The sequence below is a fragment of the Kitasatospora sp. NPDC059327 genome, assembly GCF_042752535.1.
GTDB lineage: Bacteria > Actinomycetota > Actinomycetes > Streptomycetales > Streptomycetaceae > Kitasatospora.
This window is the reverse complement of sequence record NZ_JBHYYB010000103.1, coordinates 1-22,447: the sequence shown is the minus strand read 5'-3', so window position 1 is coordinate 22,447 and position 22,447 is coordinate 1. Positions and strand designations below refer to the sequence as shown.

Below are 22,447 nucleotides of genomic sequence, written 5' to 3'. Positions count from 1 at the left end.
GTCGAGCCGGGTCCACAGCAGTGGGGTTTCGCGCCGTCGCGGTCCTGGATGTTGGCGGCGACGACGTGGACGGCCAGCAGCAGGCCGAGGGTGTCGGTGACGACGAACCTCTTGCGGCCCTTGACCTTCATGCCCGCGTCGAAGCCCCTGGTGGCAGCGGGGACGGTGTCGGCAGTGCGGACGGACTGCGAGTCGATCAGGCCCGCGCTCGGCTCCGCGTCGCGGCCGTCGGCCCCACGGACCTTGCCGCGCAGAGCATTGTGGATCCGCTCGACGGTGCCGTCGTCGTGCCACCAGGTGAAGTACCAGTACACCGTCGGCCACGGAGCGAAGTCCTTCGGCAACTGCCGCCAGGCACACCCGGTCCGCACCACGTAGAAGATCGCATCCACGATCCGCCGCCGCGGATGCTTCTCCCGACGCCCGCCCTTCGGACCCACCCGCGCCGGCGGCAGCAACGGCTCCACCAGCGCCCACTGCTCATCCGTCAGGTCCGACGGATACCCACCCCCAACACCGCTCACGCAGGGCTCAACGAGCACCTCAGCAACGGGACACGGCAGATCTCAAACACGATCTTGAGACCCGGCACGAAGCCATGCAGATTCTGTTTCGCCACTCCATCGAGGCCCTGGAGGTAGCCACCATACCGCCGGACCGGGCGACGGGCCGAGCGCGTACGCACCGGATGAGGGTCGCCCTGTGGCGGGTTCTGCTCGCCCCGCTCACGACCCTGCGGGCACTGCGGCTCCAGCGGAGTAGTCGACCCTCGTACGACTCCGACTTCGACAGTGCCTGGCGTCGGGCACGTATGCACCACGCGCCCGACGAGATCGAGTACCTCCTACACCGCGGCCCGACGGAGGACCGCGGACCCGCGCCGTGAAGCAGACCGTCCCTCCACCCGCCAGGCCCATGGCGAGGAGAACCTTCGGTTGACACCGTGAACAGCCCACTGGCCGTGTCCCGTTGCCCCGGGCAACGGGACACGGCGGTGCGGGTCCGAAGTGGGGGATCCGCACGCTTGCGACCGACCAACCGCTGCCACGCCCGATCCCCTCCACACGCCACCGCCACCGGACGGACTTCCCCCGGGGCGGCCGCTGGCGCCCACGTCGGCATCGCGGCACGCCCGACCGGCGGAGAACCCGTTCGGCAGAGGACTCCATCTCCGACCCCCTGCGCCGGATCGCGACAGTCGCGTGACCGGCCGGCCCAGTGGCGCCGCAAGCAGACACGCCATCGCCGGGGCGTCGTGATCAGGTCCCCGGCCGAGTTCCAGCCAGGTCACAGTGCTCCTGCAAGGCGCTCTGGAGCGCGTTGCCGAACATGATGGTGAGCTCCTGGAGGACCGGTGGCTTGGTTCCCGTCACCCGCAGGGGCCAGCCGCACAGGCACGCCGCAGTGGCGCGGCGGCCGAGAGGGATCCAGGTGCCCGCGCTAACATCCGTGCGTGAAAGCGCGGAGCCCGGAAAGTACTTGGCCCGCACGGCAGCTGGCGCGGAGAGGACTTGTGACGTGGACCAGGAAACGAGCGGCGACATGATCGCCACCATGCCTGCGGTGTCGTTCACTTTGGGGGAGCTGCTGGCCGACGTCGCGACGGGCTCCGAGGCGGTTCCCCGGGCATGGGCGGACCAGTGGCACCCGAGCGAGGAATGGAGTCCCCCGCCCTCCTCTGTCTCCGCGCTCTTGGGTACGGTCGTTCCCCACCCCGCACTGCTGACACTGGCCGGGAAGCTGTCCGCGTCGGCGGTCGGGATGGACACCGGGCTGCGGGTGGAGGCTGCGGACTCGCACGAGGTGCTGGTGGCGTGTGGAGAGCGCCGGTTCGCTCTCGGTCTGGCCGATGGCACCTGCACGGAACTGTGCCGCCGGGCGGATTGCCGGAGCCGGATGATGGAAGCAGAAGTCCCCTGGTGTTCAACGCACTTGATCGATCTTGACCTGTACTCGATGGTGACGGCCGCGCAGTTCTGGGCCAGGGCGAGCCACCGGCACGGCGACCCAGAGCGCAGCAGCCCGGACTGGCCTGCCGAGGAGCTGATGAAAGCCGCCGTCGCGGTCGCGGCGGGGGAGATGATGGCCGAGGCGATCGTGATGGCAGCCTTCGACGACCCGCACGAGCTTGAACAACGGGACGTACCTGCCGAGTACGGGCTCATCCTGCGTACCCGCCATGCCATGGACCGCGAGCGCCTGCGGCTATGGGAGACGGCCCGTGAGGAGGCAGAGCGGCTCAGGGAAGCCGCAGGCGCTTGCCAGGCGTGCCATCGGCAGCTGTGCTGGCTTGATGACGGCTTCGCCGCCGGCGCCTACCCGCAGGCGCGCCCCGAGTACTGCTCGGCAGCATGCGACCCGCTGCCAACAGCACGAGAGCGTTATTTGGCGGGACAGCAGAACTGGTACACGGGGCCGCGGGAGGATTCCCCCTTCTGAGCCGGCGCCGCCAGCAGTCTCGACTGGCGTGCTGCCCACCTTCGGCCTCTCGCTGTTGTGAGGGTGGTTGTCCGGGTGCGGCAGTCCTACGGCGTTTCACCGAGGCTGTCATTCTTCTGTGGGGCGTGCCCTGTGGTCGTCGGGGATGCCGCGGGAGGTTCCCGAAGGGATTCGCTGGTCGGCCGGAAGCGGTGCAGGTGTGCACTGGGCGAGCGTGGACAGGGCTCCTGCTGCTGTTGCCGGGGCAGTGCAAGACAGCGGCGGTGAGCGTGGCTGAGGCAGGTTCGCCCCGCTGATCAGGAATGGTGCTGCCGGAGGGCCCGGGCGTTCGTGTGTCCGCCGCCTTCCTCGGGAGCCCTCGGGAACATGGTGGGCGTGACAGGAGCAGAGGCTCGGAGTCCTGGGTCGGACCAGTGGGCCTCTCGTCTTCGGTGCCCCCATGCGTCGGCGGTTCGTCCCTGTCGGTGCTGGTAGTGTCCGGTCCGGCCAGGCGCAAACTGCCTCCCGTCCAGCTCCCACGTGGCTGGGGAAGCGGGTCAAGGTCCCGAACGGGCCCGCGTACTTCCCCTATCGGCGTGTGCATCGAGCTGCGGGGCGGTCCTGGCGTGGGTGGGAGCGCCGGAAGACCGAGGCCCTGATGCCCAAGCGCCAGTCCCGTTCCGCGTACCTCGCGCGCCGGATCCAGGCCACTACCGGTGTCTCCTACACCACGGCTCTGGGACTCCTGGCACCCAACGAGCGCTGGCTCGCCCTGTCCGGCGTCCTGCGTGCGCACGGCATGACCGTTCCGGCGGACAGTTTGCACCGCATCGTGCGGGTGGACGCGGAACAGCACGCGTGGTGGAAGGCGTACGGCCTGATCGAGCACGCCTACCGCGAGCTGCGGACGGTCGACCGGGCGACGTTCACGACGGTGTCTCAGGCCTGCAAGCGGGAGGCGGATGCGGTGGCAGGCGCGGCCGGGTTCCTGCCGGCCGGCTACGAGATGGGGGCGGAGGTCTACCACATGGCCTTCCTCGCGCTGTCGAAGGCCGGCACCGTCGCGGACGGCCGCACCCTGGCCGGTGCGGCGATCGGCGCCCTCGACGACGACCCGCTGGAATGCTCCGACGTCATTCGCTCCTCGGGACGCCGGCCGGTCGTCTACCGGACGGCCCAGGACTCCTGCGGCCCCGACACCGAGTACGCGTTCGCGGCCAGGGACGCGGCCCGCGCCATGGCGGCCGCGTCGCGGATCCGCTTCCGTGGGGACGAGCAGTGGTACGAGGCTGCCGGGCTGATGGCCGAGGCCGTCTGGCACGGCAGTGTCGCCGCGGGCCTCGCGCCGTTGCACGGGCGGGCCCGGTTCCGCGAGTTCCTCGGCGACGACTTCGCGGACCGGGCCGGGGCGGCTCGCCAATGATGCCTGCGGTGTGTGTTCTCGATGGCCACACCGGCTCGGCAGGCGGGTTCCCCACCTTCGTGCGCCCCCTTTCCGGACGTTCCCGCCACCACATACCCGATCACAGCGCCTCCCGCCTGGTCGGCGCTGGATTCGCGCCGACCGCCTGCGGTGGACGGGGTAGGAGGACCGGTTGTGCCCCGATGACGCCGCTCCGCCGAAGACGCTGTACAGCTGATCGACCGTTGCAGGGCTGCCCGTCGTCGGGCCGCTCGGCCCTTGCGGGCATCCTTGCCGCCGCCTGGGAACCGGACGCGCGTTCGTTTCCGGATTCACCGTTTCGGATGGCTCCGGACACGGCGGGTGCGTGCCGTGGTCGGCGGGCCCCGGGACGCCGCCGCCTCGCCGGGCAGCCCCGGCCTGGTCGGCCGGGGGTATGGGCGTCGAAGCATGTCCACCGCCCGCAGGACCGCCCGTAGGACCGTATCGGCAGCCTCAGACAACCGTCCTGCGACCCTGGGGTGGCGCCCGCACCCGCTCGTGACAGCTGCTCCTGGCCGCTGTTACGGTCTCGTCGCGCCACCGGCCCCGTCCGGGCGCCTGCGGCGCACTTTCGCGGGCGTGCGGTATGCCGCAGGCCGTCGTGTGATCTCCCGCGCGGGGCGCGCGGGTACGGGGATTCGTTTCCGTTCATCGGGCCGCGCCGAGCGCTGCGGCCGGAAGGGTTGTCGAACGATGTCGTGGAACTCCGCCGGTGAGGACGGAAGTGAGGTCCCGGGCGATGTGCCTGGCGGATCGGGCGGAAACTGGAACGGCTGGACCTCGGCCCAGACGCTCCGTCTCCAGGCGCCGGACGGGTCCCGTCGTTACGAAGTGTCCTGTGAGTCCAGCGCGCACGGTCTGGCGCGGATCACGGTCATCGGGTGTGACGCGAACGGGGAGTTGCTGAGCGAACTGCGGGGAGAGGTCCTTCCGGCGGACATTCCGCTGATCGCCCAACTGCTCATGCGTGTGACGGGCGCGGCCCCTGCCAGTCGGCCCGTACCGGCGGCCGCCACGGGCACGGGCACTGCGGTGCCGTGCCGGCGCGCTCCCCGTGCGGGGGAGTCGTGGGGCAAGGAGGAGGCGGACCGGCTGACGGCCGCGCACCGCGAGGGGACGGGGCCGGCGGAGATCGCGCGCCGGCTGGGGCGGTCCGAGAAGTCGGTCCGCTGGAAGCTCCACGGGCTTGGCCTCGCCGACCGCCCCAAGGATCCCGCTGCCGCCCCCGGCCTCTTGGAGACCGCGGAACCCGCGCCTGAGCCGGCGTACACCGTCGAGGAGAAGCGGCGTGAGCACCCCAACGCCTACAAGCACTGGACATCGGAGGAGGAGGAGAGGCTCCTGGCGCTCTGCGCCCGGGGGATGTCGCTCGCCGAGCTGTCGGAGGAGTTCGGCCGCAACCAGGGGGCCATCGCCTCACGCCTGCTCAAGCTCGACGCACACGGACTGGCGGTCGAGGAGGCCCGGGACTTCGGCGGATGACCACCGTCCGAAGCGGTTCGGGCGGTTCTCCCTGACCGGTGCCATTCGGCGAATGCAGGGCACCGACCGATAGCGGGCAGGGCAGGGGGAGCAGGCCGGGCGCCTGCCCGCCCAGGCTGTCCGCGGGACCGGTGGGCCCTCCCGCAGCACCCTTGGTCGGGCGCCGACGGAAGCGGGCGGGTTCGGCCGACCCGGATCAGCGGTGCCCGGGGCGAAGGCCTGCCGGGCCCACCGGCCCGTTCTTCGGTTTGCTGGAAACGACTGTGACGGAGCACCGTAGTTTGCGAGTGGTGCACGGTAGTTTGCGATTCGCCAGGGACGTCCCACTTGACCTGGGGATTTCCCGCCACTACAGGCCGTTCGGTGGGCGGCACTCGCAAGGTGTCGTGCTCCACCTCGCAAACTGCGTTGCACCATCAAGGCGCTGACCAGCGGGTTCTAAACGATCACTCGCAAACTACGGCGCTCCGTCACAACGACCCGCATCCTGGGGCGCTGTACTCCCGGGAGTCATGACCAACAAAGGTTAAAGGCAGAGGACAAATTTTATGGTTAACTCAACTGGCTAATGGTGTGCTAGGTTGGGTTCTGGAGGTGAGGTTTCAACATGCCTACGCAGGACGAACTGTTCGCGGCGGTGGACGCGCTGTTGGCCGGTGTGGAGCCCGGGCCGAAGTTGCCGGACCCGGCGGAGCGGGCGCGTCTTCGGGAGGCGGCCGGGGTGACCCAGGCGCAGCTCGCGAAGGTGCTGGCATCGACGGTGCAGACGGTGAAGAACTACGAGAACGGCCGCTCGACGCCGAAGCCTCCCCGCCTGGACGCCTACCTGCGCCTTCTGGAGGGCTGGGCGGCGAAGTACCCGGCCCCGACCTGCGCGCCGGCCGCTGCGACGGTCGACCAGGTGCCGGCCGCGTTCACCCCGAAGCCCGCCCCGGCCGTCGCGCCGCACACCGAGCCGGAACCCGCCACCGGCGCGGAGGAGACGGCCGAGGAGGCCCCGCCGGAGCTGGCGGAGGCGCCGGACGACGACAGGCCCCCCCGCATCACCCCCGCGAGGAGGCCGGTGCGGGCCGGGCAGCCGCAGCCGCTGCGCCGTGCGGCGCGCCCGGCGACCCCGTTCGACGGCCAGTTCCCCAACGGCCCGCTGGCCGTGCTGGACGGCGACGGCACCGCGTACGGGGTCGGGGGTCTGGTGCTGGAGTGCCCGGCGACCACGCTGGCGCAGCTCGTCACGTGGGCGCTAGGCGAGTCCGGGCTGGGCACCACCAGATTGCACCGCTCCGGCCGGGACGGCGACCCGCTGATCGTGCTGACCGCCGAGGCGGCCGAGAAGTTCGGCCTGCCGCTCACGCTGGACGAGGACCCGGCGACCCGCCGCAGCCAGCGGCTGCCGGAGGACCACAAGGTGATCAGGGCGCTGGCCCGCTCGAAGTGGCAGCTCACCCGCCGCGGCTTCGGCCCGTGGGCGCGGATCTACAAGCCGGTCAAGGACGGCCGCCGACAGTGCGTGCAGTTCGCCGTCCTGCCCTGGCGCGCCCTGGACACCCGTGCCTGGGGCGACGCCGCCGACCTGCCCGCCCCGGACCTGGCCCGCGTGCTCGGCATCTACGCCCAACGGGTCATCACCCCCCGCGGCTCCACCGCCACCTGCGGCCTGGAGCTGATGACCGCGCTGCGCCCGCCGACGAGGGCGGTGCGCGACGAGGCGACGGGTGGGTGGGTGTCGGGGCCGAACCCGGGGGCGCTGACCGAGGTCTACGAGGCCGCGCCGCCGGAGGTCCTGCTCGAGCACCCGGCCGCGCAGGGCTGGGAGGGCGGGTTCCTGGGCGAGGAGTCGTACCAGTGGCTTCGGCCTATCGAGACGCTCTCCGAGGCGGAGATGATCGAGCCGTTCGCGGTGGGCATCGACATCAACACCGCCTACCTCGCCGCCGCCGCCCGCCTCTCCGTCGGCCTGTCCGGCCCGGTCCACGTGAGCACCCCGGTGTTCGACAAGAAGATCCCGGGAAGCTGGTTCGTCGACCTGTCCCACATCCCGACCGACTCGCGCCTGCCGAGCCCGTTCACCCCGACCGGCAAGCCGCCGACGGGACCGGCCTGGTACGCCACCCCCACCCTCGCCTACGCCGTGGAGATCGGCGCCGACGTCCAGCCGATCGAGGCGTACCTGCGCGAAAGCGCCGGCGCCTACCTGGACCCGTGGCACGACCGGCTGCGCGAGGCCTACGTCACCACCATGGCCGAGGCCGGCATCCCCGTCGACAAGGACACCGACGAGCGCGCCTTCCTCGCTGCGATGACCGCCCACCGCCTCCTCAAGAGCACGGGCACCGACCTCGCAGCGCTGCGCACCGCGCTGGCCGCCGAGGGCCTGGGGCACCTGGCACAGATGAGCGATGACCAGCTCACCGCTGCCGGGTGGCGTCACCACCAGATCGCCATGGTGTTGTCGGCGGTGAAGTCGACGGTGAAGTTCGGGATCGGGAAGCTGCGCGAGCGTCCGCAGGGCCTGACCTACAAGGCGGGCGAGCCGTGGTCGGCGCTGGAGCGGCCGACCTGGCGCCCGGACATCCGGGCGGCGGTCATCGCGAAGGCGAGGGTGAACATGCACCGCAAGATGGCGAACGTGGCGAAGGCGAACGGCCGCTACCCGCTCGGCGTCAACAACGACTGCGTCGTCTACGCCTCCCCGGGCGCCTCCCCGCTGGACTTCCTGCCGCTGACCGGCTCCGGCAAGGGCGTGCTGCCCGGCACGTTCCGCCTCGGTGCCACCCCGGGCCTGTCCAAGGTCGAGGGTGTGCAGCGGATGCTGACCGTCGTCGACTGGCTCGAGCGTGACCAGCCCATCAACCCGGCCCGCCACATCAAGGGCTACGACGCCAACGTCGTCGACGGGAAGTAGGAGGGGCCATGGAGGAGATCACCGATGCCATCGACCGTGCCGCCCCCGAACACTTCACCCAGGCCCTACCGAAGTCCGCCCAGGCCCAGATGCGGGCCCTCGTGCGGGCCGCCAAGGGCGACAAGAAGGCCGTCGCCGACCGCCTGGGCATCGACCCGAACACCGTGCGCCGCTATCTCAAGGGCGAGCGCAAGAACCCCCGCTCCGCACTTCGCGAGGCCCTGCTGCGCGAACTCCAGAAGGTATGGCAGCCCGGCATCCGCCGCCAGGCCCGTAAGAAGGCCGCCGCCACCGGCGGCATCACAGTGGAGGTGTGGGCGTACTTCGGCTACAGAGCCCCCGTCGCCACAACCGACGACGCACGGCTGCGGCATCTGACTGTCCACCTCCCCCCGCAGTGGGCCGGCCGCCTCTTCGCCGCCCAGGACAAGGGCGCCAGCGACCAAAAGATGCGCGAGATCATGGCCGAAGGGTTCCAGGAGGTGTACTTCCAGGACAGTGGATCACGCGCCGCGAACCTCCTCGAAGTGGAACTCACCGGAATCCAGGCGATCGACATCTCCTACTGACCCCAAGAAGGAGCCTCTTCACCTCGTCATCCTGATGCACAATCAGCCTCGCCGCCGCGACAACTCGCCGCCGTTGGACCCACAGCACGCCGGAGTCCACGGTCCGGCCCGGCGATGGTCACCACTCCGCTCCCGCCGTCCTCCGCCAGGCACCGGGTCAGCTCCTGTACGACACCGGGAGGCTCTTCGCCGCCCTGCCGGCCGGCCGCCCCGACGGCGTCCTCGCGCCGGCCGCGTCGCGGGGCGATACCCAGGTCGTCAGCCTGGCGCCATGGATCTGAAATGGAACCGTTCGGCTCGGCGATGAGGAAGGTGTAGTGCGTGTCTCGTACCATCGGCCACCTTGAGGCAATCATGGGGGCGCCCGGATATTCCCCGCTTGAGGTGCCCTGGGATAAAGCCGTAGAGCGGCTCGGTGCCCCATTTCCTTCGGACTATCGAGCGTTCATTGAACGATACGGGCCCGTCTGCTTCTCGGTGATCTCGTCGTTGTATCCCCATCGCTCAGGCCCGATGTTCCCGACGAGGCCAGATTTGACGGCCTGTATCGGTTCAATCAGGACCTGAGCCAGATGATGGAGCAGTGAGGCGGGTGGTTTCCGGAGGCGGTCCGGCCTTACGGACCTTTCCTGGCACCAGGTGGCCTCATGGGATGGGCTAACAACACGTCTGCCGACAATTTCTGCTGGCACATGGTCGGATCGGATCCAGACCAGTGGCCAGTTGTGGTGTGGCGGTACGGGGGAGATGAGATGAATCGATTCGACGGGGGAATGGTTGACTTTCTTGTGGCGGTCCTGGGCGGAGAGTTCCCTGACGCCGAGGAAATCATCGATCGGAACCTCGACCCTTGCATCTGGAAGTCATTGCTCAGCGAACGATACTGACAGGAACGCAACATGGCTGATCGGCTCTGGGCTGGAGATCGGGTCGGGTAAAGCCACGGGCTTCAGTGAGGGGGCATGCGATCTCCGCGGCTCCCGGGCCGTTACTGAGCCGGCCTGGCCGGCGTTTCGATGTGCGTCGGTCCCGGCTCGGGCGGGGACACGGATTCTGCCCCGGCCACCGACTCGCGGAAGGCATGCCAGGCCTCGTCGAACCAGGCAAGTACCGCCTCCGCGGTCATGCGCCGCCCCAGGCCGCGCAGGTGCTCACCTTCGTCGGGGAGGGGATACCGGTGGCCGGCGACCTCCTCGAGAGCGTTCGCGTGGGTCCGCAGCGAGTCCAGCCCGCGCCGGCCGGCCGCCGGCGTTCGGAACTCCACCGCGTCGAGGCAGTCGTGCAGTTCCAGATTCACGGCCGCCACACCCGACCGAGTGCGTTCCCGCCGAGCCCTGGCCTCCTCCACGCCGCCTTCCACCTGCACGGCGTCGGCGTGCCACCGCCGGGACTCGGGGTACTCCTCACACTCGAGGGACACCGCCGCGTCCATGGACTGCTCGAACTGACGGCGAAGCTGCCGTACCGCCTTCGCCACGACGCTGTGGGCCTCCTCCACAGGTCCCGCTCGCAGACTCCGCAGTCGTCGCGCCCGCGGGGACAGCGTGGCCGGGTCGGCCTCGCCGCCGCTGGTTCCCGCGCCGGGCCCCGTCTCCGGGGCGGCACCCCGCGAGGCGGGCACCACCGTTGCCCGGTGGAGCTCCCTCCAGGCCCGCAGCCGCAGGCTCTCCCAGTACCCGGGCGGCTTGCGCCGGTACCTGGGCCGCACCTTCGCCGCCTGGTCCTCCAGCATGTCGACCAGGCGCCCGAACGCCTCACCGCAGGCCGGCACACTACCGCCGTTGAACCACGCGCTCAGGGTTGACGGCGCGACTCTCGGCGGAGCCTTCCGCCCCGCCACAGACGCGCGGATCTGGCCGTACGTCAGGCCCGACTCCGCTCGCAGTTCCCGCAGTTCATGGGCCAGCTGCCCGGCCGCCCCACCTCTCACCGACGCCACCGTGCCCCTTCCCTGTTCGCTCCGAATCCCCGCCGAACAGTAGTTGACCCGCCCTACGACGTGCCCGGTCGTGCCGTTCGGCCCCCACACCGCCATCGCCGAACATCGTCCCCGACAGGTGGAGTGCTTCCCGACCGCCCGGCACAAGCGCCGGGCAGACCTCCAGGAGCCCCCGTGCACCGCATGAAGGACGCCTCCGCAGGGCCGCCCGCGCCCTGCGAGCCGCCCACCGCCACCCCGCCGCCGAGGCCATCGCACGGGCCGTGCCCAAGGCGCTGCTCGACTCGTTCGCGCGCGAGTTCATCGACGCGCTGCTGCGCCGCTGACGCGTCTCGCCCTTGGCGGTTCCCTGATTCGGAGAACCGGTGCCTGCCCGCCGACGGGAACGCCGGCGGGCAGGCACCGACTGGAACGCTGCGCCGCGCGGGGGTCAGCCCGTGAGCGGGCTCCATCGGTGGTGCGGGTCGTCGAGCCACACGGTGCGCTCGCCGGCCCCGGTCGCGGTCAGCCCGAACCGCTCGTATCCGGGTTGTCCGGCCTTGTCCCAGTCGCCCCAGGCGGTGTGGATCTCGTCCCACAGGCGCCTGGGCCCGCTCTGGCGCACGTCGAACGAGCCGGCGCCGGGCACGGAGTCGACCGTCGCCCAGGAGGTGACGGCGGTGTCGAAGAACCACCAGGTCACCGTCCCTTCGAACGGGGCGCGCCGGTAGTAGACGTCCGGCAGGCGGCATCCGATGGCGAACTGGGCGAGCCAGGATGCCCCGATGGCCTCGGGGTCCAGGCCGGTGACCGACGGCCGGGCGTCGCCGGGCCACTGCCCGGGCAGGTAGGCGTCCACGGGCGGTGCCTGGTAACGCTGCTGGCGCATCCGCATGAAGTCCGAGGGTCCGGTGAACCGCGCTCTGGCCGCTGTCGGCGACCTGGAGGCGGGCGACGGCGCCGCCGCCGAACAGCGTCGCCGTCGGGGCCACGATCAGCCCGCCGGGCGCGGTCTGGCCGAGCCAGGCGGCGGGGACGTCGGTGACCAGGCTCGAGCAGGTGGCGATCAACCGGTCGACCCGCTCGCCCTTTCCCACCGCCGGGTCCGCGCCGTCCCCGACTAGGACCCGCACTTCTCCCAGGCCCGCCGCCGCCAGGTTCGCCCGCGCGAGGTCGGCGACCGTCTTGTCGATCTCCACGCTCACCACCCGGTCCGCGCCGAGCCGGTTCGCCAGGAGAGCGGCGTTGAAGCCAGGTCCGGTACCGACCTCCCTGACCCGGTGACCGTCCTCGACATCGAGGTCACGAAGCATCAGCGCCACCATCGTCGGCATGCTCAGACTCGATGTGAAGTCCCGCCGTCCGGCGGCCTCGTCACCGTCGTCCCACTGGGTGATGGCCGGGGTGTCCCAGTAGGCACCGGCAAGCCACTCGGCCGGGTCCGCGTCGTGGTCGCGCAACACCGTGCTGGCGTCGACGAACTCCCAGTACACAGGCGGCAGAAAGATGTGCCGCGGGACAGCCTCGAACGCCGCGCGCCACCCGGCGTCCAGCACACCGGCATCCGTGAGCCGGTCGGCGAGCGCCCGCTGGGCACCCGCCCCGAGGTCGGCGCTCACTTCTTGTGCTGGGGATCCGGCGCGGGGTTCTGACCGTCCGGACTGGGCTTGGGCCCGATCTCCGGACCACCCGGCTTCGCGTGGGCGCCGCCACCGCCGTCCTGCGCCCCGCCCTTGTTCTCGTCACCCATCGTCAATCCCTCTCACGCAACGAAACCCCCATCGTGGTGCGCGCCCAGCACGGACCGCAAGACCGCCCGCCCGCCACCAGCACTGGCGTAGAGGGCGGCGGAAATGCGGTTGTCCCGCCCCGCGGCCGTGCGTCACAGTGGACACATCGCGCACGGCGACCAGGAAGGGGGCGCGACGATGAATATCCTCACCGGCTTCTCGTATCAGCGCTCCTCGTCGAGTTCCCAGATCCACGGGACGTCCTCGTAGTGCGCTGACCGGCCACAAGGCCGGGCCGCCCCGGGGATCGATCCCCGCACGGGCGGCCCTTTTGCATGCCGCCTCGTAGTGCCGGATGGTGCAACTGGCAGCACGCCTGACTCTGGTTCAGGAGGTTCGGGGTTCGAATCCTCGTCCGGCAGCGCAGGTTCTGGAGAGTTGGCCGAGTGGTAAGGCAGCGGCTTGGCTCAAGCCGCAGTCGGGTTCACGCCCGCGCGTGTTCGAACCGCGCACTCTCCGCGCGACACAAGAGCAGTTCACGGAGGAGCCGGCCGACAGGTGGCGCCGGCCTCGGTCTTGAAAACCGCCTGGGTGCGCGAGCACCCGTGTGGGTTCGACCCCCACTTCCTCCGCCAAGGGCGAGCTGAGCACTGGAGAGCTCAAGGGCCTGTAACACCCCCGCTGCGGCTGTGCCGGTTCGACTCCGGCCTCGCCCACCAACGCCACCCGGACCGACGTACGCCGTCGGGGCCGAGTCCCGTGCATCCGAACCCCCGTTCCCCCGGCCCGGGACATGGGAGGAGAGCCGGGGACCGATGCGGACGGCGCACGACGGCGGCCGTGGGGGTGAAGCCGTCCTCGTTCGGGTGACCGCACTGATCCGATTACCGGACAGTGTGTCAGGGGGTGTTCCTACGGTCTGGAGCATGACGACGTTCGTACCTGAACCAGCGGCCTGCGCACGGCCGGACACCGAACCGGCCGTGGAGGCACTGGTCGGCCGGGCCGCGATTGCTGCGGGAGTTCAACGAGGCAGCCATGGCCGGCCCCACCCTGGACCCGGTCGCGCTGACGGAGACCTTCGACGGGGTGATCGCGCTTCTCGAGCGGCTGCCCAATACCGTGCGGCACCTCAGCGGCCATCTCATGACCACCCAGCGCCGGGGCACTCTGGTGGATCCGCTGGGCCGCGACACCGACGAACTGGCCGAGCGGGTCCGCCAACGCTGCCACGACACGGCGCAGGTGATGCCCACGTTGACGGCGACACTGCGCCGGGCACGCGAGCTCGTGGCCGGCCTCACCGCGGCCGAGCTCGGCACCCGATGGCAGAGAGCCCTTGAGATCCCGGCCGGCCGGGACCCGCGCACCGAGCGGTGCCGGTCACGTCATGGGCCACCCTCCCGGCGTCCCGCCCCGGGAGGGCTGCGCTCCGGCGCCCGGCGGTGGCCGCGGCCGTGTGGGCGGCGGCCGAATCATGTGTGGGTTGGGCCCGGTACGGCCTGTGGCGGGTGTCCGGTGAGGACGTCGTGCACGAGGTTGTCGAGCAGGGCCTCTTCGTAGCCGGGCAGGCCGTGGCGGAGCATGGCGCTCTCCAGTTCGGGCTCCCAGGGGGTGGGACGAAGGTGGGTGGGGTCCATAGGGGGGGACCCACCGGGCGGTGTCGGCGCGCAGGCTGGCCCGGTAGTCGGTGGCGGCCATGCGCCAGGGGACAGCGGCGGGTTGGGCGGTGGCAGCCGGCCCCGGACAGATGCCGGCCCGGCCGGCTGCGCACTGCTCACGTTCCGGGGGTTTCGTCCGCACCGGATTCGGCCGGCACGTCGTCGGGGTCCTCCTCGGTGCTCTGCGCGGTGCGGCGGTAGTAGGGGTGGGTGGAGTCCATTCTGCGGGCGAGGTGGAGGGGGGTGGGGGTGCTCTGGCGGACGTCGGAGGTGATGCCCTGGTTGGTCAGGACAGCGGCGGCGGCTCCGACGAGGTCGCAGTCGACGTCGGGGCTCTGGGCGATGACGGTGAACCGGGTGGCGGTGTGGGCGTAGCCGTTCTTGTTCTGGCTGCCGCTGTCGAAGCGTGTCTCGTCCTTGCCGAAGCGGCCGGCGGGGCCGGCGGCCCAGGTTCGGGGGACGTTGACGAGCAGGAGGTCGGGGTAGGTGAGGGTGCCGTCGTCGGTGGCGAGTTGGAAGAGGCTGTTGGTGGTGTCGGTGGCGCGCCAGGTGCCGTCGCCGGTGCGCATGTGGGCGCCGGTGGGGCGGCCGATGCGTTCCAGGTCGCCGATGACACGGACGGTGGCCAGGGGACGTTGGGCGCGAGGGAGGCTGTGGCCGGGCAGCCAGGACGCCGGGCGGGGCATGTCGGGGGGAGGGTCCTGGCCCAGGGCTTCGTCGGTGATCCCTGCCCAGATGTACTCGGCGGAGTCTCCGTCGACGTAGAGCACCGCGGGGGCTGCGGCGGGGAGCTGTGTGCGGGTGGCGACGAGGGCCTGTTCGACGATGTCTGCGGCGGCGCGGGCCTGGAGTGTCTCGTCCGCGGCGGTGCGGTATCCGCTGACGTCCCAGGCGAGGTCTGCGGCGTGCAGCGCGGTGGTGGCCGGGCCGTGGGGCTGCCACCGCCCGCACTGGGGGCTGTAGGCCCAGACCTGCCAGGGGTCGTCCTTCCCGCCGGTGGGGCGCATGGCGGTGAGGGTGGTGGTGATCGGTGCCGGTTCGGTGGTGCGGCGCTTGCCGGGCGTGCGGCGCTGGGCGTGGCGGCGGACGTGGACGCCGATGTGCCACCAGTTCTCGAGCGGCAGTTTGCCGAACGCGGCACCGAGGCGGTGGTCGGTGGTGCCGACGCCGCTGAGGATCTCTCGCAGCACGTTCGCGGTCGAGCTGTCGAGCCCACTCTGGCGGGAGGCGACCTTCTTCGCCCGGTACTTCTCGTTGTAGGGCTTGCCCTCCCGGGTGTGGGTGGGGACCGGCGGCGGGGCCTGCTTGATGTACTGGGAGGTCGCGGCGAGGCGGGCGAGGGCCTGCTTGGAGGGCCACTTGCCGTCCTCAGCCTCGGCCCTCTCGCGGGCTTCGACGCTCGGATACCAGCGGTCGGGGTCCCAGTCGGTCTCGCAGATCGCCGCGACGCGGGTGTCCTCGCGGGTGTGGGGGGCGAGCATCTGCGCCAGGTCCCGCTCGCGCTCCGCGACGGTGTGCGGTCCGTGGCCCAGCGCGCCGGCCTTGTCGTGGAGGAAGACGACCCCGATGCGTCCGCCGGCGGCGGGTTCGACGACGCCTTCGGCGGCCTTCCAGTCCTCGTCGGGGCCCCACTGGGCGGCGATCGCGGCCTTCACCCGGGAGCGGACCTCGTCGGTGCTCCACAGGACGGGGACCAGGAGGGTGCCCACGCCGGCGGCGTCCAGGGCGGCGGGGATCCGTTCGAGGGGGACCGGTCCGCTGACGCGTGAGCCGCTCTCGGTGGGCGGCACCTTGATGCCGGGGACCTCGATGAACACGGGGCTGCGGTGGTCGTACTTCTCGCACCGGGTGTCGATGGCCTCCTCGAGGCGGCGGAAGAACTCCATGCCGTGTCCGCGGCCCAGGCCGGGGGTGCGCACGCTGGCAGGGGCGACGGCCCAGACCGGCCCCGGGGCGGTGTCGGCGAGGGCGTCGTCGGCGAGGTGCTCGGGGAAGGGCGGCACGCTCCTACTCAGGCGGGGCAGGGCGGCCAGGCGGCGGCTGGCCGCGACCGCGGGGACGTTCAGGCGGCGTTTCCACGGCGGGCCGTCGGTGGCCGCGGCGACGACGAGCGGCTGGTCGGGGTTGGCCAGCAGGACAGTGGAGACGCCCTTCCAGGAGGTGGCGAGGAGGGTGGTGACGGCGTTGACGGTCAGTGCGTGGCGCCCGGAGTGTCCGCTGGCGGCGGTACCGACGGTGATACGGGGCAGCAGATGGCGGACGGTGCCCTTGCGGTCGGGTTCGGCGGGCAGCTCGTGTCCGATCGCGGCCAGGCGGCCGTCGGTGCACAGGGCGAAGCGCACGGGGGCGCCGTTGTTGCGGGGCCACTCGAGGGCGGCGAGCTCCTCCGCGAGGCGCCAGCGGGCGAGTTCGCCCGGCCACCAGCCGCGCGAGCGCCTGCCGGCGCGCGGAGGCGGGGGCAGGATGGCGGCGCGGGGCTCGGCCCGGGCGAGGAGTTCGGCCAGCTGTTCGCCGATGCGCCGGCCGTCGGGGCCTGGAACCACGGCCTCGGCCCAGTAACGGAACACGTCGCGCCGGTCCTCGGCGCTGATCGGCGCCGCGCACAAGAGTTCGTAGCAGCCGTCGTTCCACTGCCAGCGCGCCCACGTGCCCACCGCCGCGCGCAGGACACACTCCAGCGCCCGGTAGGGCGGCTGCACCTCCAGGCCGGAGCCGACGTTGCGCTTGTACTCCTGCGCGAGTTCCGTGGCCAGGTCCATGACGGGGGCGTCGGGCCGGTAGGCGATCACCTCTCCCAGATCGGAGGGGGCGGTGCGGAACTGCAGCAGGCGGGCCTGCTTGCGGGCGACGCTGTCGAGCGGGCGGCTCATGCGTGCTCTCCCAGGTAGGAGTGGAAGCCCGCGCGCAGCGCGGGGAGCAGGTGCTGGGCGTGGGCGTACTCGGCGATCTCCTCGATGGTGTGGCCGTAGGAGGCGCCGAGCTGGGCGAGGTCGTCTGGCGGGGCTTGCTCGAGCAGGCCCCGGATCAGGGTGGGCAGGTCGGATCCCCAGGTGGGGTCGTGGAAGGCGCCGTCGATGAAGTGGAGTTCGACGTGGGTCTGCCCGCGGCGTCCGCGGCCGGCTAGCTGGACGCTCTGCCCGAGGAGGGTGGCGACGAGCTCGTACTTCAGCTCGTCGGGCAGGGCTGAGAAGCGCTTGGGGGCGTTGAGGTTGAGGCGCAGGTGCGCGTCGGCCGCCGCGCGGGCCCGGGCCAGGGCGGCGGCGGCATCGCTGCCGGGGACGGTGTCGCGCCAGGCCCGGGCGGCGACGCTCGCGGCCAGCACCGGCGCCTCGTCGGCCGGCATGACCGGCCGCACGCCCATGGCGATCAGGGTGATGGCCGACTCGGCGACGCCCTCGAACACGGTCAGCACGTTCAGGCCCCGCTCGGTGCGCGGCAGCGGCGAGATGAGCACTTCGCCGTCGAGGTCGGCCAGTTCCGCGAAACGGTCGCGGGTGAGCTGGCCGATCGCGTCGCACACCGGCGGCAGGCAGGGGTCGGGGGTGTCCGCGACCGCGACGTGGATACGCAGCCGCCGTCCGCGGGCGAGCGCGGTGTCGTACAGGGCCTGGGCGAACAGGCGGGCGTGGCGGTAGGAGTTGACGGTGATCAGGGCCCGTGCGCGATGCCGGGTGCGCGGATCCGCGGCCAGCCGGTCCAGGTCGCGCACCAGGCCCGGCGCGTAGCCGGCCGCCAGTGAGATGACCCGCTGGTCGCGTTCGCCGTAGGGCGTGCTGCCGACGGCCAGGAACTTCCCATCGGCGACGGGGGTGCTGTTGAAGATGCTCAGCCCGCCCTGGAGTGTGTCTGGCATCGCCCAGTCGGGGCGGGCGAGCAGGTGGGTGCGCGACGCGCCCGGCATGTAGCCGGTAGCCGACATGCCCACCACGGCGCGCTGGCGGCCGCTCAGGGCGAGGGAGACGATGCTGCCGAGGAACTGCGTCTCGGTGTGGGGGTCGGAACGCAGCACCTCCATCCTCAAACTCGCATGACCGCCGGGGTCGTCCAGTCCCTCGAAGCGGAACCCGCCCAGCTGGCGACCCAGCGGGCCGAACGGGACGACGGTGCCGGAGCCCTGGTGGCCGATCGCGTCGGCGAGCTTGGAGGCCGCGTCGATGCCGTGCCCGGCGAGCTCGCCGGCCCTGTCCGTCAGGTCGAACATCGTGTGGACGATGGCCGTCAGCCACGTCTTCATCATCAGCGCGTGCAGGACGCCCGCGGTGGCCTCGACATGCGTGACCACCCTCACCAGCACCGGCCCGCCGGGCCCGCGCTGCGCCGGCACCGCCGGTTCGACGGGTGCTTCGTCGCCTTCGCCTTCGGTGGCGGCGTAGGCGGGCAGCGCGGCACAGAGGATCTCCCGCAACTCGTCCTTGAGGGGGGCCAGCTGCCACTCCCCGCCCTCGTCGATCGTGAGTATCCGCTGCAGCAGCCCGGGGACGGGTTGCAGCCGATCCGGCAGGACGGCGGGGGAGGGCCGGTCGCCCGGCCGGGTGGCCACGCGCGGGAGCAGGGCCTGCAGGCAGTCGGCCTGCTCGGCGGTGGCCGCGGTATCGGGATCCACTCCGATCAGGTTCTCCAGCAGGTGCCGGTCCCACTGGTGGGGCTGGTACCAGCGCTTGCGGTCCTGCAGGACCTGCCGGGTCCGGCGCGGGTCCTGCCCGCGGGCCATTGCCCGGGCCTGGGCGACCTCGGTGCAGATCTCCTCTGCGGCCACCAGGTCGAGCAGCTGCTCGGCCAGGAACACCGCCCGGGTCAGGGGCCGGCGCACCGCGACCGCCAGCCGCGGCGGCGCCTGGTGCAGGCTGTCGCGGATCTGCCGCAGGACCGTGTTGGGGCGGGAGCGGGAGGCGAGCTCCAGCACGCCGCACTCCTCGAACCCCTTCGACTGGTAGGCGTCGACCTCGTCGACGACCACGTAGGACGCCAGGCGCAGCAGGAACTCCCGTGCGCTGATGCTGTTGCGTACCTCCCCGTCGACCTCCACCGGAACCTTGATCATCCCGGCCTGGAAGCAGGCGTGGGTGGTCACGATGATCCTGGCCGTTGTCGCGGCCTCGATGTGGGAGAACTTCCCGCAGGACGACACGAACGGGCACAGTGCCCGCTCCGGCTGGCCGAAGGCGTCCGAGGCGGTGACCGTGCACGGCTCCCTGCCGGCCTCGAAGTCGTCGCGGCCCTCGAGCTGCGCCTTCGTGGCGCACCCGTAGGCGGAGTTGTCGATGAGGAAGGCGATGTTCGCCGATGCCTGCGCCAGCGGCACGCCGGTGCCCTCCAGTTTCGCGGCGGAGCGCAGTGCGAAGTTGTAGCGGCTGTTGGGGGCGATGAACGGTGTGGCCGTCGCCTTGACGCCGGCCGCCCGCAGCTCCTGCTGCAAGGTGGCGGCCTCACCGTAGACGTCGCCGTTGTCGCTGACCACCAGCACGGTGGTGCGCTCCAGGGCCGCCTGCTGGATCGCCAGCCCCCGGCCGAAGACGTTCTTGCCCACGCCCGGGGGCGCGCTCAGCAGGTGCATGCGGCCCGGCGGCAGGACGACGGGCTCCAGAGGGCGCTGCCCGCGACCGACGGTCCCGCGCAGCAGCAGTGCGATCTGCCTCTCGCGGAAGGCCGGGCCCTTCATGCCCTGGTCGGTGTCCCGGCTCTGCCAGCCGAGCTCGTCGGCGTCCACCACCAGGTCCACCGCCGGCGCGGTCACGACCCGGGGCGGCCTGTACACCCCTTGCTCGTCGGGGAAGGCGAGCTGGACCCGCCCGCGCGATGTCGGGGCGGACCAGCCCGATCCGCTGGCGACCCGCAGCAGCCGTCGGCGCACGGTCGGTGCGAGCAGGCGGTCGGCGACCTCCGAGGGGTCCTGCCCGTGGGCCGGCAGCACGTCGAGCGCGCGGCCCCGCTCGCTGTATCCGAGCGTGTAGAGGGCGGGCAGCGGATCGTCCGCGTCCGGGGTGTGGAAGACGTCGTGGACGGCCCGTTCCACGTGGTGCAGCAGCGCCTCCCCCCGGTGGCGGGTGCCCAGCAGCGCGCCGAGGCGCTGCTTGTCCGCCTCCGGCCACTGCTCCCAGCCCGCCGCGACGCGCGGCGCGTGCCCGCTGAGCAGGACGTGGGCGTCCGCGACGCGCACCACCTGCCGTCCGTCGCGAAACCGTGCGGGGAGGAGGTGCTCGGCCAAGGCCAGAGCGGCGGCCAGGGTCCTGCTCACGCCCCCTCCACCTCCGCCACCAGGTCGGTATCGGTCAGCACACGGGCCCCGCTGCCCCGCACCTCGCGGCGCAGCAGTGGCAGGTACCCGCGCAGGTGCTCAGGCACCACGAAGCACATTCCGTCGAACCCCTCGGGATCCTCGCGCAGCTTCTGGGCCAGCCCGTACGGGTCGGCCCAGGTCTTGACGTCGACCCGCCACACTCTGGACCGGCCGGGACGGGCGACGTGCAGGTCGTAGGCGTCACCGAAAGGCCACAGCCGCACCTGCGCGCCCGAGCCGACCAGTCGGTCGCGCAGCTCGACCTCCAGCAGGCCCGGGAGCGTCACCCACAGCCACAGGGCGTAGGGCAGCGCCACACGGCCCTCGACAGGGACCAGCTTCGGCACCCCGCGCAGCTCACCGCGCGCGGTCAGGCGCCAGCCGTCCGCGGCAGGCTCAGCCCGATACCTCGCGCCAAGCACACTGTGGCGCTCATCCTCGCACTCAAGGTCGACCGCGCCGCTCGGACGGTACGCGGCCCGTATGGTCCACCCACACGTCGGGCACGCGGCCCACACCCCGCTGAACTGCCGCGTCGGGGAAATCCCGGTGTACGCGCCCAGCTCGGTCAGAGCCGCGTTCCGGGACAACTCGCGCCGGGTCAGGACAGGCGTGCGGACCATGGCCTCCCGCCCCTGCGTGTACGCATCGGATCCGGCGGCCCTCAACGTGCGGAAGACGGCATGCTGAACGGTCTCGCCGCAGACCCGCGACAGCCCAGCACCCTCCGACAACATCCCCACAGCTCGCAGCAGACTGTGGAGGTGGCGAATGTCGGCACCGATCCCCGGAGCCTGATGGCCGTGCTCGGTGGCCTCCACCGCGATCCGGTTCAACGCCGAACTGGGCGCGCCGTCGGCATCAAGCAACCACAGCTCACCGAGCGCGGACTTCCGAGGCCGCCCAGGTAGAAGATCGGCCACCCGGCTGCCGCGAAGCCGCTCGAGGAACACCTTGAACGGTGGAGCCGGCTCAAGGACCCCGAAGGACCGCACATAGCGACCGTGGCACTCCATGAGCAGCCGAACACGGTCCCGGGCCTCGCCCTCGACGCTGCTCAGCGCCAACGCCGCGACAACACAGGCATCCAACGCCGCGCGCTGGTCCTCATCGAGTTCCTGAACCGCCGCAGCAGCGGCCACCACCGACACCCCGCCGCCTCCCCGCGCCACCGAATCGAGAACACAAACTCCAACCCCTCCACCCGGCGGAAAGGCACGGCCGTTCGGGGGTATTTCCCCCGATCCAGTGAGTCCGGCCTTGCCGGCCGTTCCCCCCGCACCGCCCACCGGACCCGCATCTGGCCGTCGGAGCGCCCGAACGGCACGAACCCGTAAGCCCCTGAGCCACCTCCAGGAGTCCGATCGGGGTACCCGGGAGCATTGCGGCGAGCCTGTTGTGGCGTGGTCTCGTTGGCCTACCGTGACCGCATTCATCGAGCGCCTGCCGGTCGGTGCCGTCATCGCGGCGCCGGGACGGCCGCGCCACGCGCCGGCGAACTGGGCGGCCCTGGTCAACACCGTGCGCCGGTACGGGGTGGAGCACCTGATCACCGTCGTCTCCCGTGCCGACTTCGTCCAGGCGCGGCCGCGCTATGCCGCGGTCATCCGCAAGGCGGTGTCCTACGTGGCTGTCGCTGACCTGCACCACCTCGACGCGGCCCGGACCGCTGGGATCACGCACGTCCCCGTCCTGCACCGGCCGATGCCGCCCGACCTGGCCGCGTTCTTGGCCCGCAAGCACTTCCTCGGCGACCATCTGGGCCCGATCGAGGAAGCCCGGCTGCTGGACGACGTCCTGGAGGAGAGCGACCCCAGGCCCGGTCAGAACGAGGTCGCCCGCGACCAGGCCCTCAGCAAGGGCATGGTCACCAAGCGGCTGACGCTGCTCGACCTCATCCCCGAGCACCAGGCAGCCGTCGAGCGCGGGGACCTACCCCTGCACAAAGCCGATGGACTCCTCGGGCCTCAACGCCCTGCTTCTCGCCCGGGCCGAAGCCGCCCGCGCCGACACCACGGTCCATCTCGCCCGACTCACCCCCTCGGC

The 22,447-nt window shown here is 71.7% G+C and carries 14 protein-coding genes, 4 tRNA genes and 2 pseudogenes; 11 read left to right on the top strand and 9 right to left on the bottom strand.

Annotated features, from left to right (window positions below):
• Window positions 1-83 precede the first annotated feature (83 nt).
• Window positions 84-467: pseudogene (locus ACFXHB_RS37245) on the bottom strand (transposase); the annotation flags it as partial.
• A 1,051-nt stretch (window positions 468-1,518) separates the two neighbouring features.
• On the opposite strand from ACFXHB_RS37245, the gene ACFXHB_RS37240 reads away from it, so the two are divergent.
• The 5 genes from ACFXHB_RS37240 (at window position 1,519) to tpg (ending at window position 8,815) form a co-directional block, all read left to right on the top strand.
• On the top strand, window positions 1,519-2,439 hold the full coding sequence (locus tag ACFXHB_RS37240; RefSeq protein WP_380580221.1) for a hypothetical protein: 921 nt from the start codon (window positions 1,519-1,521) through the stop codon (window positions 2,437-2,439).
• Between the two features lie 637 nt (window positions 2,440-3,076).
• Complete coding sequence (locus ACFXHB_RS37235) at window positions 3,077-3,841, top strand: hypothetical protein (RefSeq protein WP_380580219.1); 765 nt, start codon at window positions 3,077-3,079, stop codon at window positions 3,839-3,841.
• Between the two features lie 852 nt (window positions 3,842-4,693).
• Window positions 4,694-5,344 (top strand): hypothetical protein, encoded by a 651-nt coding sequence (locus ACFXHB_RS37230; RefSeq protein WP_380580216.1) that lies wholly within the window; start codon window positions 4,694-4,696, stop codon window positions 5,342-5,344.
• A gap of 607 nt (window positions 5,345-5,951) precedes the next feature.
• A complete protein-coding gene (gene tap, locus ACFXHB_RS37225) occupies window positions 5,952-8,246 on the top strand; it encodes a telomere-associated protein Tap (RefSeq protein WP_380580214.1) in 2,295 nt (764 codons plus the stop codon).
• 8 nt (window positions 8,247-8,254) lie between these two features.
• On the top strand, window positions 8,255-8,815 hold the full coding sequence (gene tpg / locus ACFXHB_RS37220; RefSeq protein ID WP_380580211.1) for a telomere-protecting terminal protein Tpg: 561 nt from the start codon (window positions 8,255-8,257) through the stop codon (window positions 8,813-8,815).
• 988 nt (window positions 8,816-9,803) lie between these two features.
• On the opposite strand, the gene ACFXHB_RS37215 is transcribed toward tpg, so the two are convergent.
• Both ACFXHB_RS37215 and ACFXHB_RS37210 read right to left on the bottom strand, forming a co-directional pair.
• Window positions 9,804-10,292, bottom strand: a complete 489-nt coding sequence (locus ACFXHB_RS37215) for a hypothetical protein (protein WP_380580209.1) — start codon at window positions 10,290-10,292, stop codon at window positions 9,804-9,806.
• Between the two features lie 892 nt (window positions 10,293-11,184).
• Window positions 11,185-11,622, bottom strand: a complete 438-nt coding sequence (locus ACFXHB_RS37210) for a hypothetical protein (RefSeq protein ID WP_380580241.1) — start codon at window positions 11,620-11,622, stop codon at window positions 11,185-11,187.
• A 4-nt stretch (window positions 11,623-11,626) separates the two neighbouring features.
• Between ACFXHB_RS37210 and ACFXHB_RS37205 the strand changes: the two genes are divergently transcribed.
• Window positions 11,627-11,857, top strand: a complete 231-nt coding sequence (locus ACFXHB_RS37205) for a hypothetical protein (RefSeq protein WP_380580239.1) — start codon at window positions 11,627-11,629, stop codon at window positions 11,855-11,857.
• Here ACFXHB_RS37205 and ACFXHB_RS37200 read toward each other — a convergent pair.
• Both ACFXHB_RS37200 and ACFXHB_RS37195 read right to left on the bottom strand, forming a co-directional pair.
• Window positions 11,771-12,046, bottom strand: a pseudogene (locus ACFXHB_RS37200) (methyltransferase domain-containing protein); the annotation flags it as partial. The gene ACFXHB_RS37205 and the pseudogene ACFXHB_RS37200 sit on opposite strands and share 87 nt — an antisense overlap.
• Window positions 12,047-12,348: 302 nt before the next feature.
• Window positions 12,349-12,483, bottom strand: coding sequence for a hypothetical protein (locus tag ACFXHB_RS37195; protein ID WP_380580207.1), 135 nt, complete (start codon window positions 12,481-12,483; stop codon window positions 12,349-12,351).
• A 329-nt stretch (window positions 12,484-12,812) separates the two neighbouring features.
• On the opposite strand from ACFXHB_RS37195, the gene ACFXHB_RS37190 reads away from it, so the two are divergent.
• The 4 genes from ACFXHB_RS37190 (at window position 12,813) to ACFXHB_RS37175 (ending at window position 13,182) form a co-directional block, all read left to right on the top strand.
• Window positions 12,813-12,885 (top strand) — tRNA-Gln (locus ACFXHB_RS37190).
• A 10-nt stretch (window positions 12,886-12,895) separates the two neighbouring features.
• Window positions 12,896-12,982 (top strand) — tRNA-Ala (locus tag ACFXHB_RS37185).
• A 21-nt stretch (window positions 12,983-13,003) separates the two neighbouring features.
• Window positions 13,004-13,098: transfer RNA gene (locus tag ACFXHB_RS37180), tRNA-Ser, on the top strand.
• Between the two features lies 1 nt (window position 13,099).
• A tRNA-Tyr gene (locus ACFXHB_RS37175) sits at window positions 13,100-13,182 on the top strand.
• A 756-nt stretch (window positions 13,183-13,938) separates the two neighbouring features.
• Here the strand turns inward: ACFXHB_RS37175 and ACFXHB_RS37170 are convergent.
• From ACFXHB_RS37170 to ACFXHB_RS37155, 4 genes are all read right to left on the bottom strand, one after another.
• On the bottom strand, window positions 13,939-14,103 hold the full coding sequence (locus tag ACFXHB_RS37170; RefSeq protein ID WP_380580205.1) for a hypothetical protein: 165 nt from the start codon (window positions 14,101-14,103) through the stop codon (window positions 13,939-13,941).
• A gap of 137 nt (window positions 14,104-14,240) precedes the next feature.
• On the bottom strand, window positions 14,241-16,994 hold the full coding sequence (locus ACFXHB_RS37165) for an RNAseH domain-containing protein (RefSeq protein WP_380580203.1): 2,754 nt from the start codon (window positions 16,992-16,994) through the stop codon (window positions 14,241-14,243).
• Window positions 16,991-20,359, bottom strand: coding sequence for a hypothetical protein (locus ACFXHB_RS37160; protein WP_380580201.1), 3,369 nt, complete (start codon window positions 20,357-20,359; stop codon window positions 16,991-16,993). Before ACFXHB_RS37160 ends, ACFXHB_RS37165 begins: the two co-directional genes overlap by 4 nt.
• Window positions 20,356-21,552 (bottom strand): hypothetical protein, encoded by a 1,197-nt coding sequence (locus ACFXHB_RS37155; RefSeq protein ID WP_380580199.1) that lies wholly within the window; start codon window positions 21,550-21,552, stop codon window positions 20,356-20,358. The genes ACFXHB_RS37160 and ACFXHB_RS37155 overlap by 4 nt, the downstream gene beginning before the upstream one ends.
• Before the next feature lie 271 nt (window positions 21,553-21,823).
• Here ACFXHB_RS37155 and ACFXHB_RS37150 point away from each other — a divergent pair.
• The coding region (locus tag ACFXHB_RS37150; protein ID WP_380580197.1) for a ParB/RepB/Spo0J family partition protein at window positions 21,824-22,447 on the top strand (624 nt) is incomplete at its 3' end.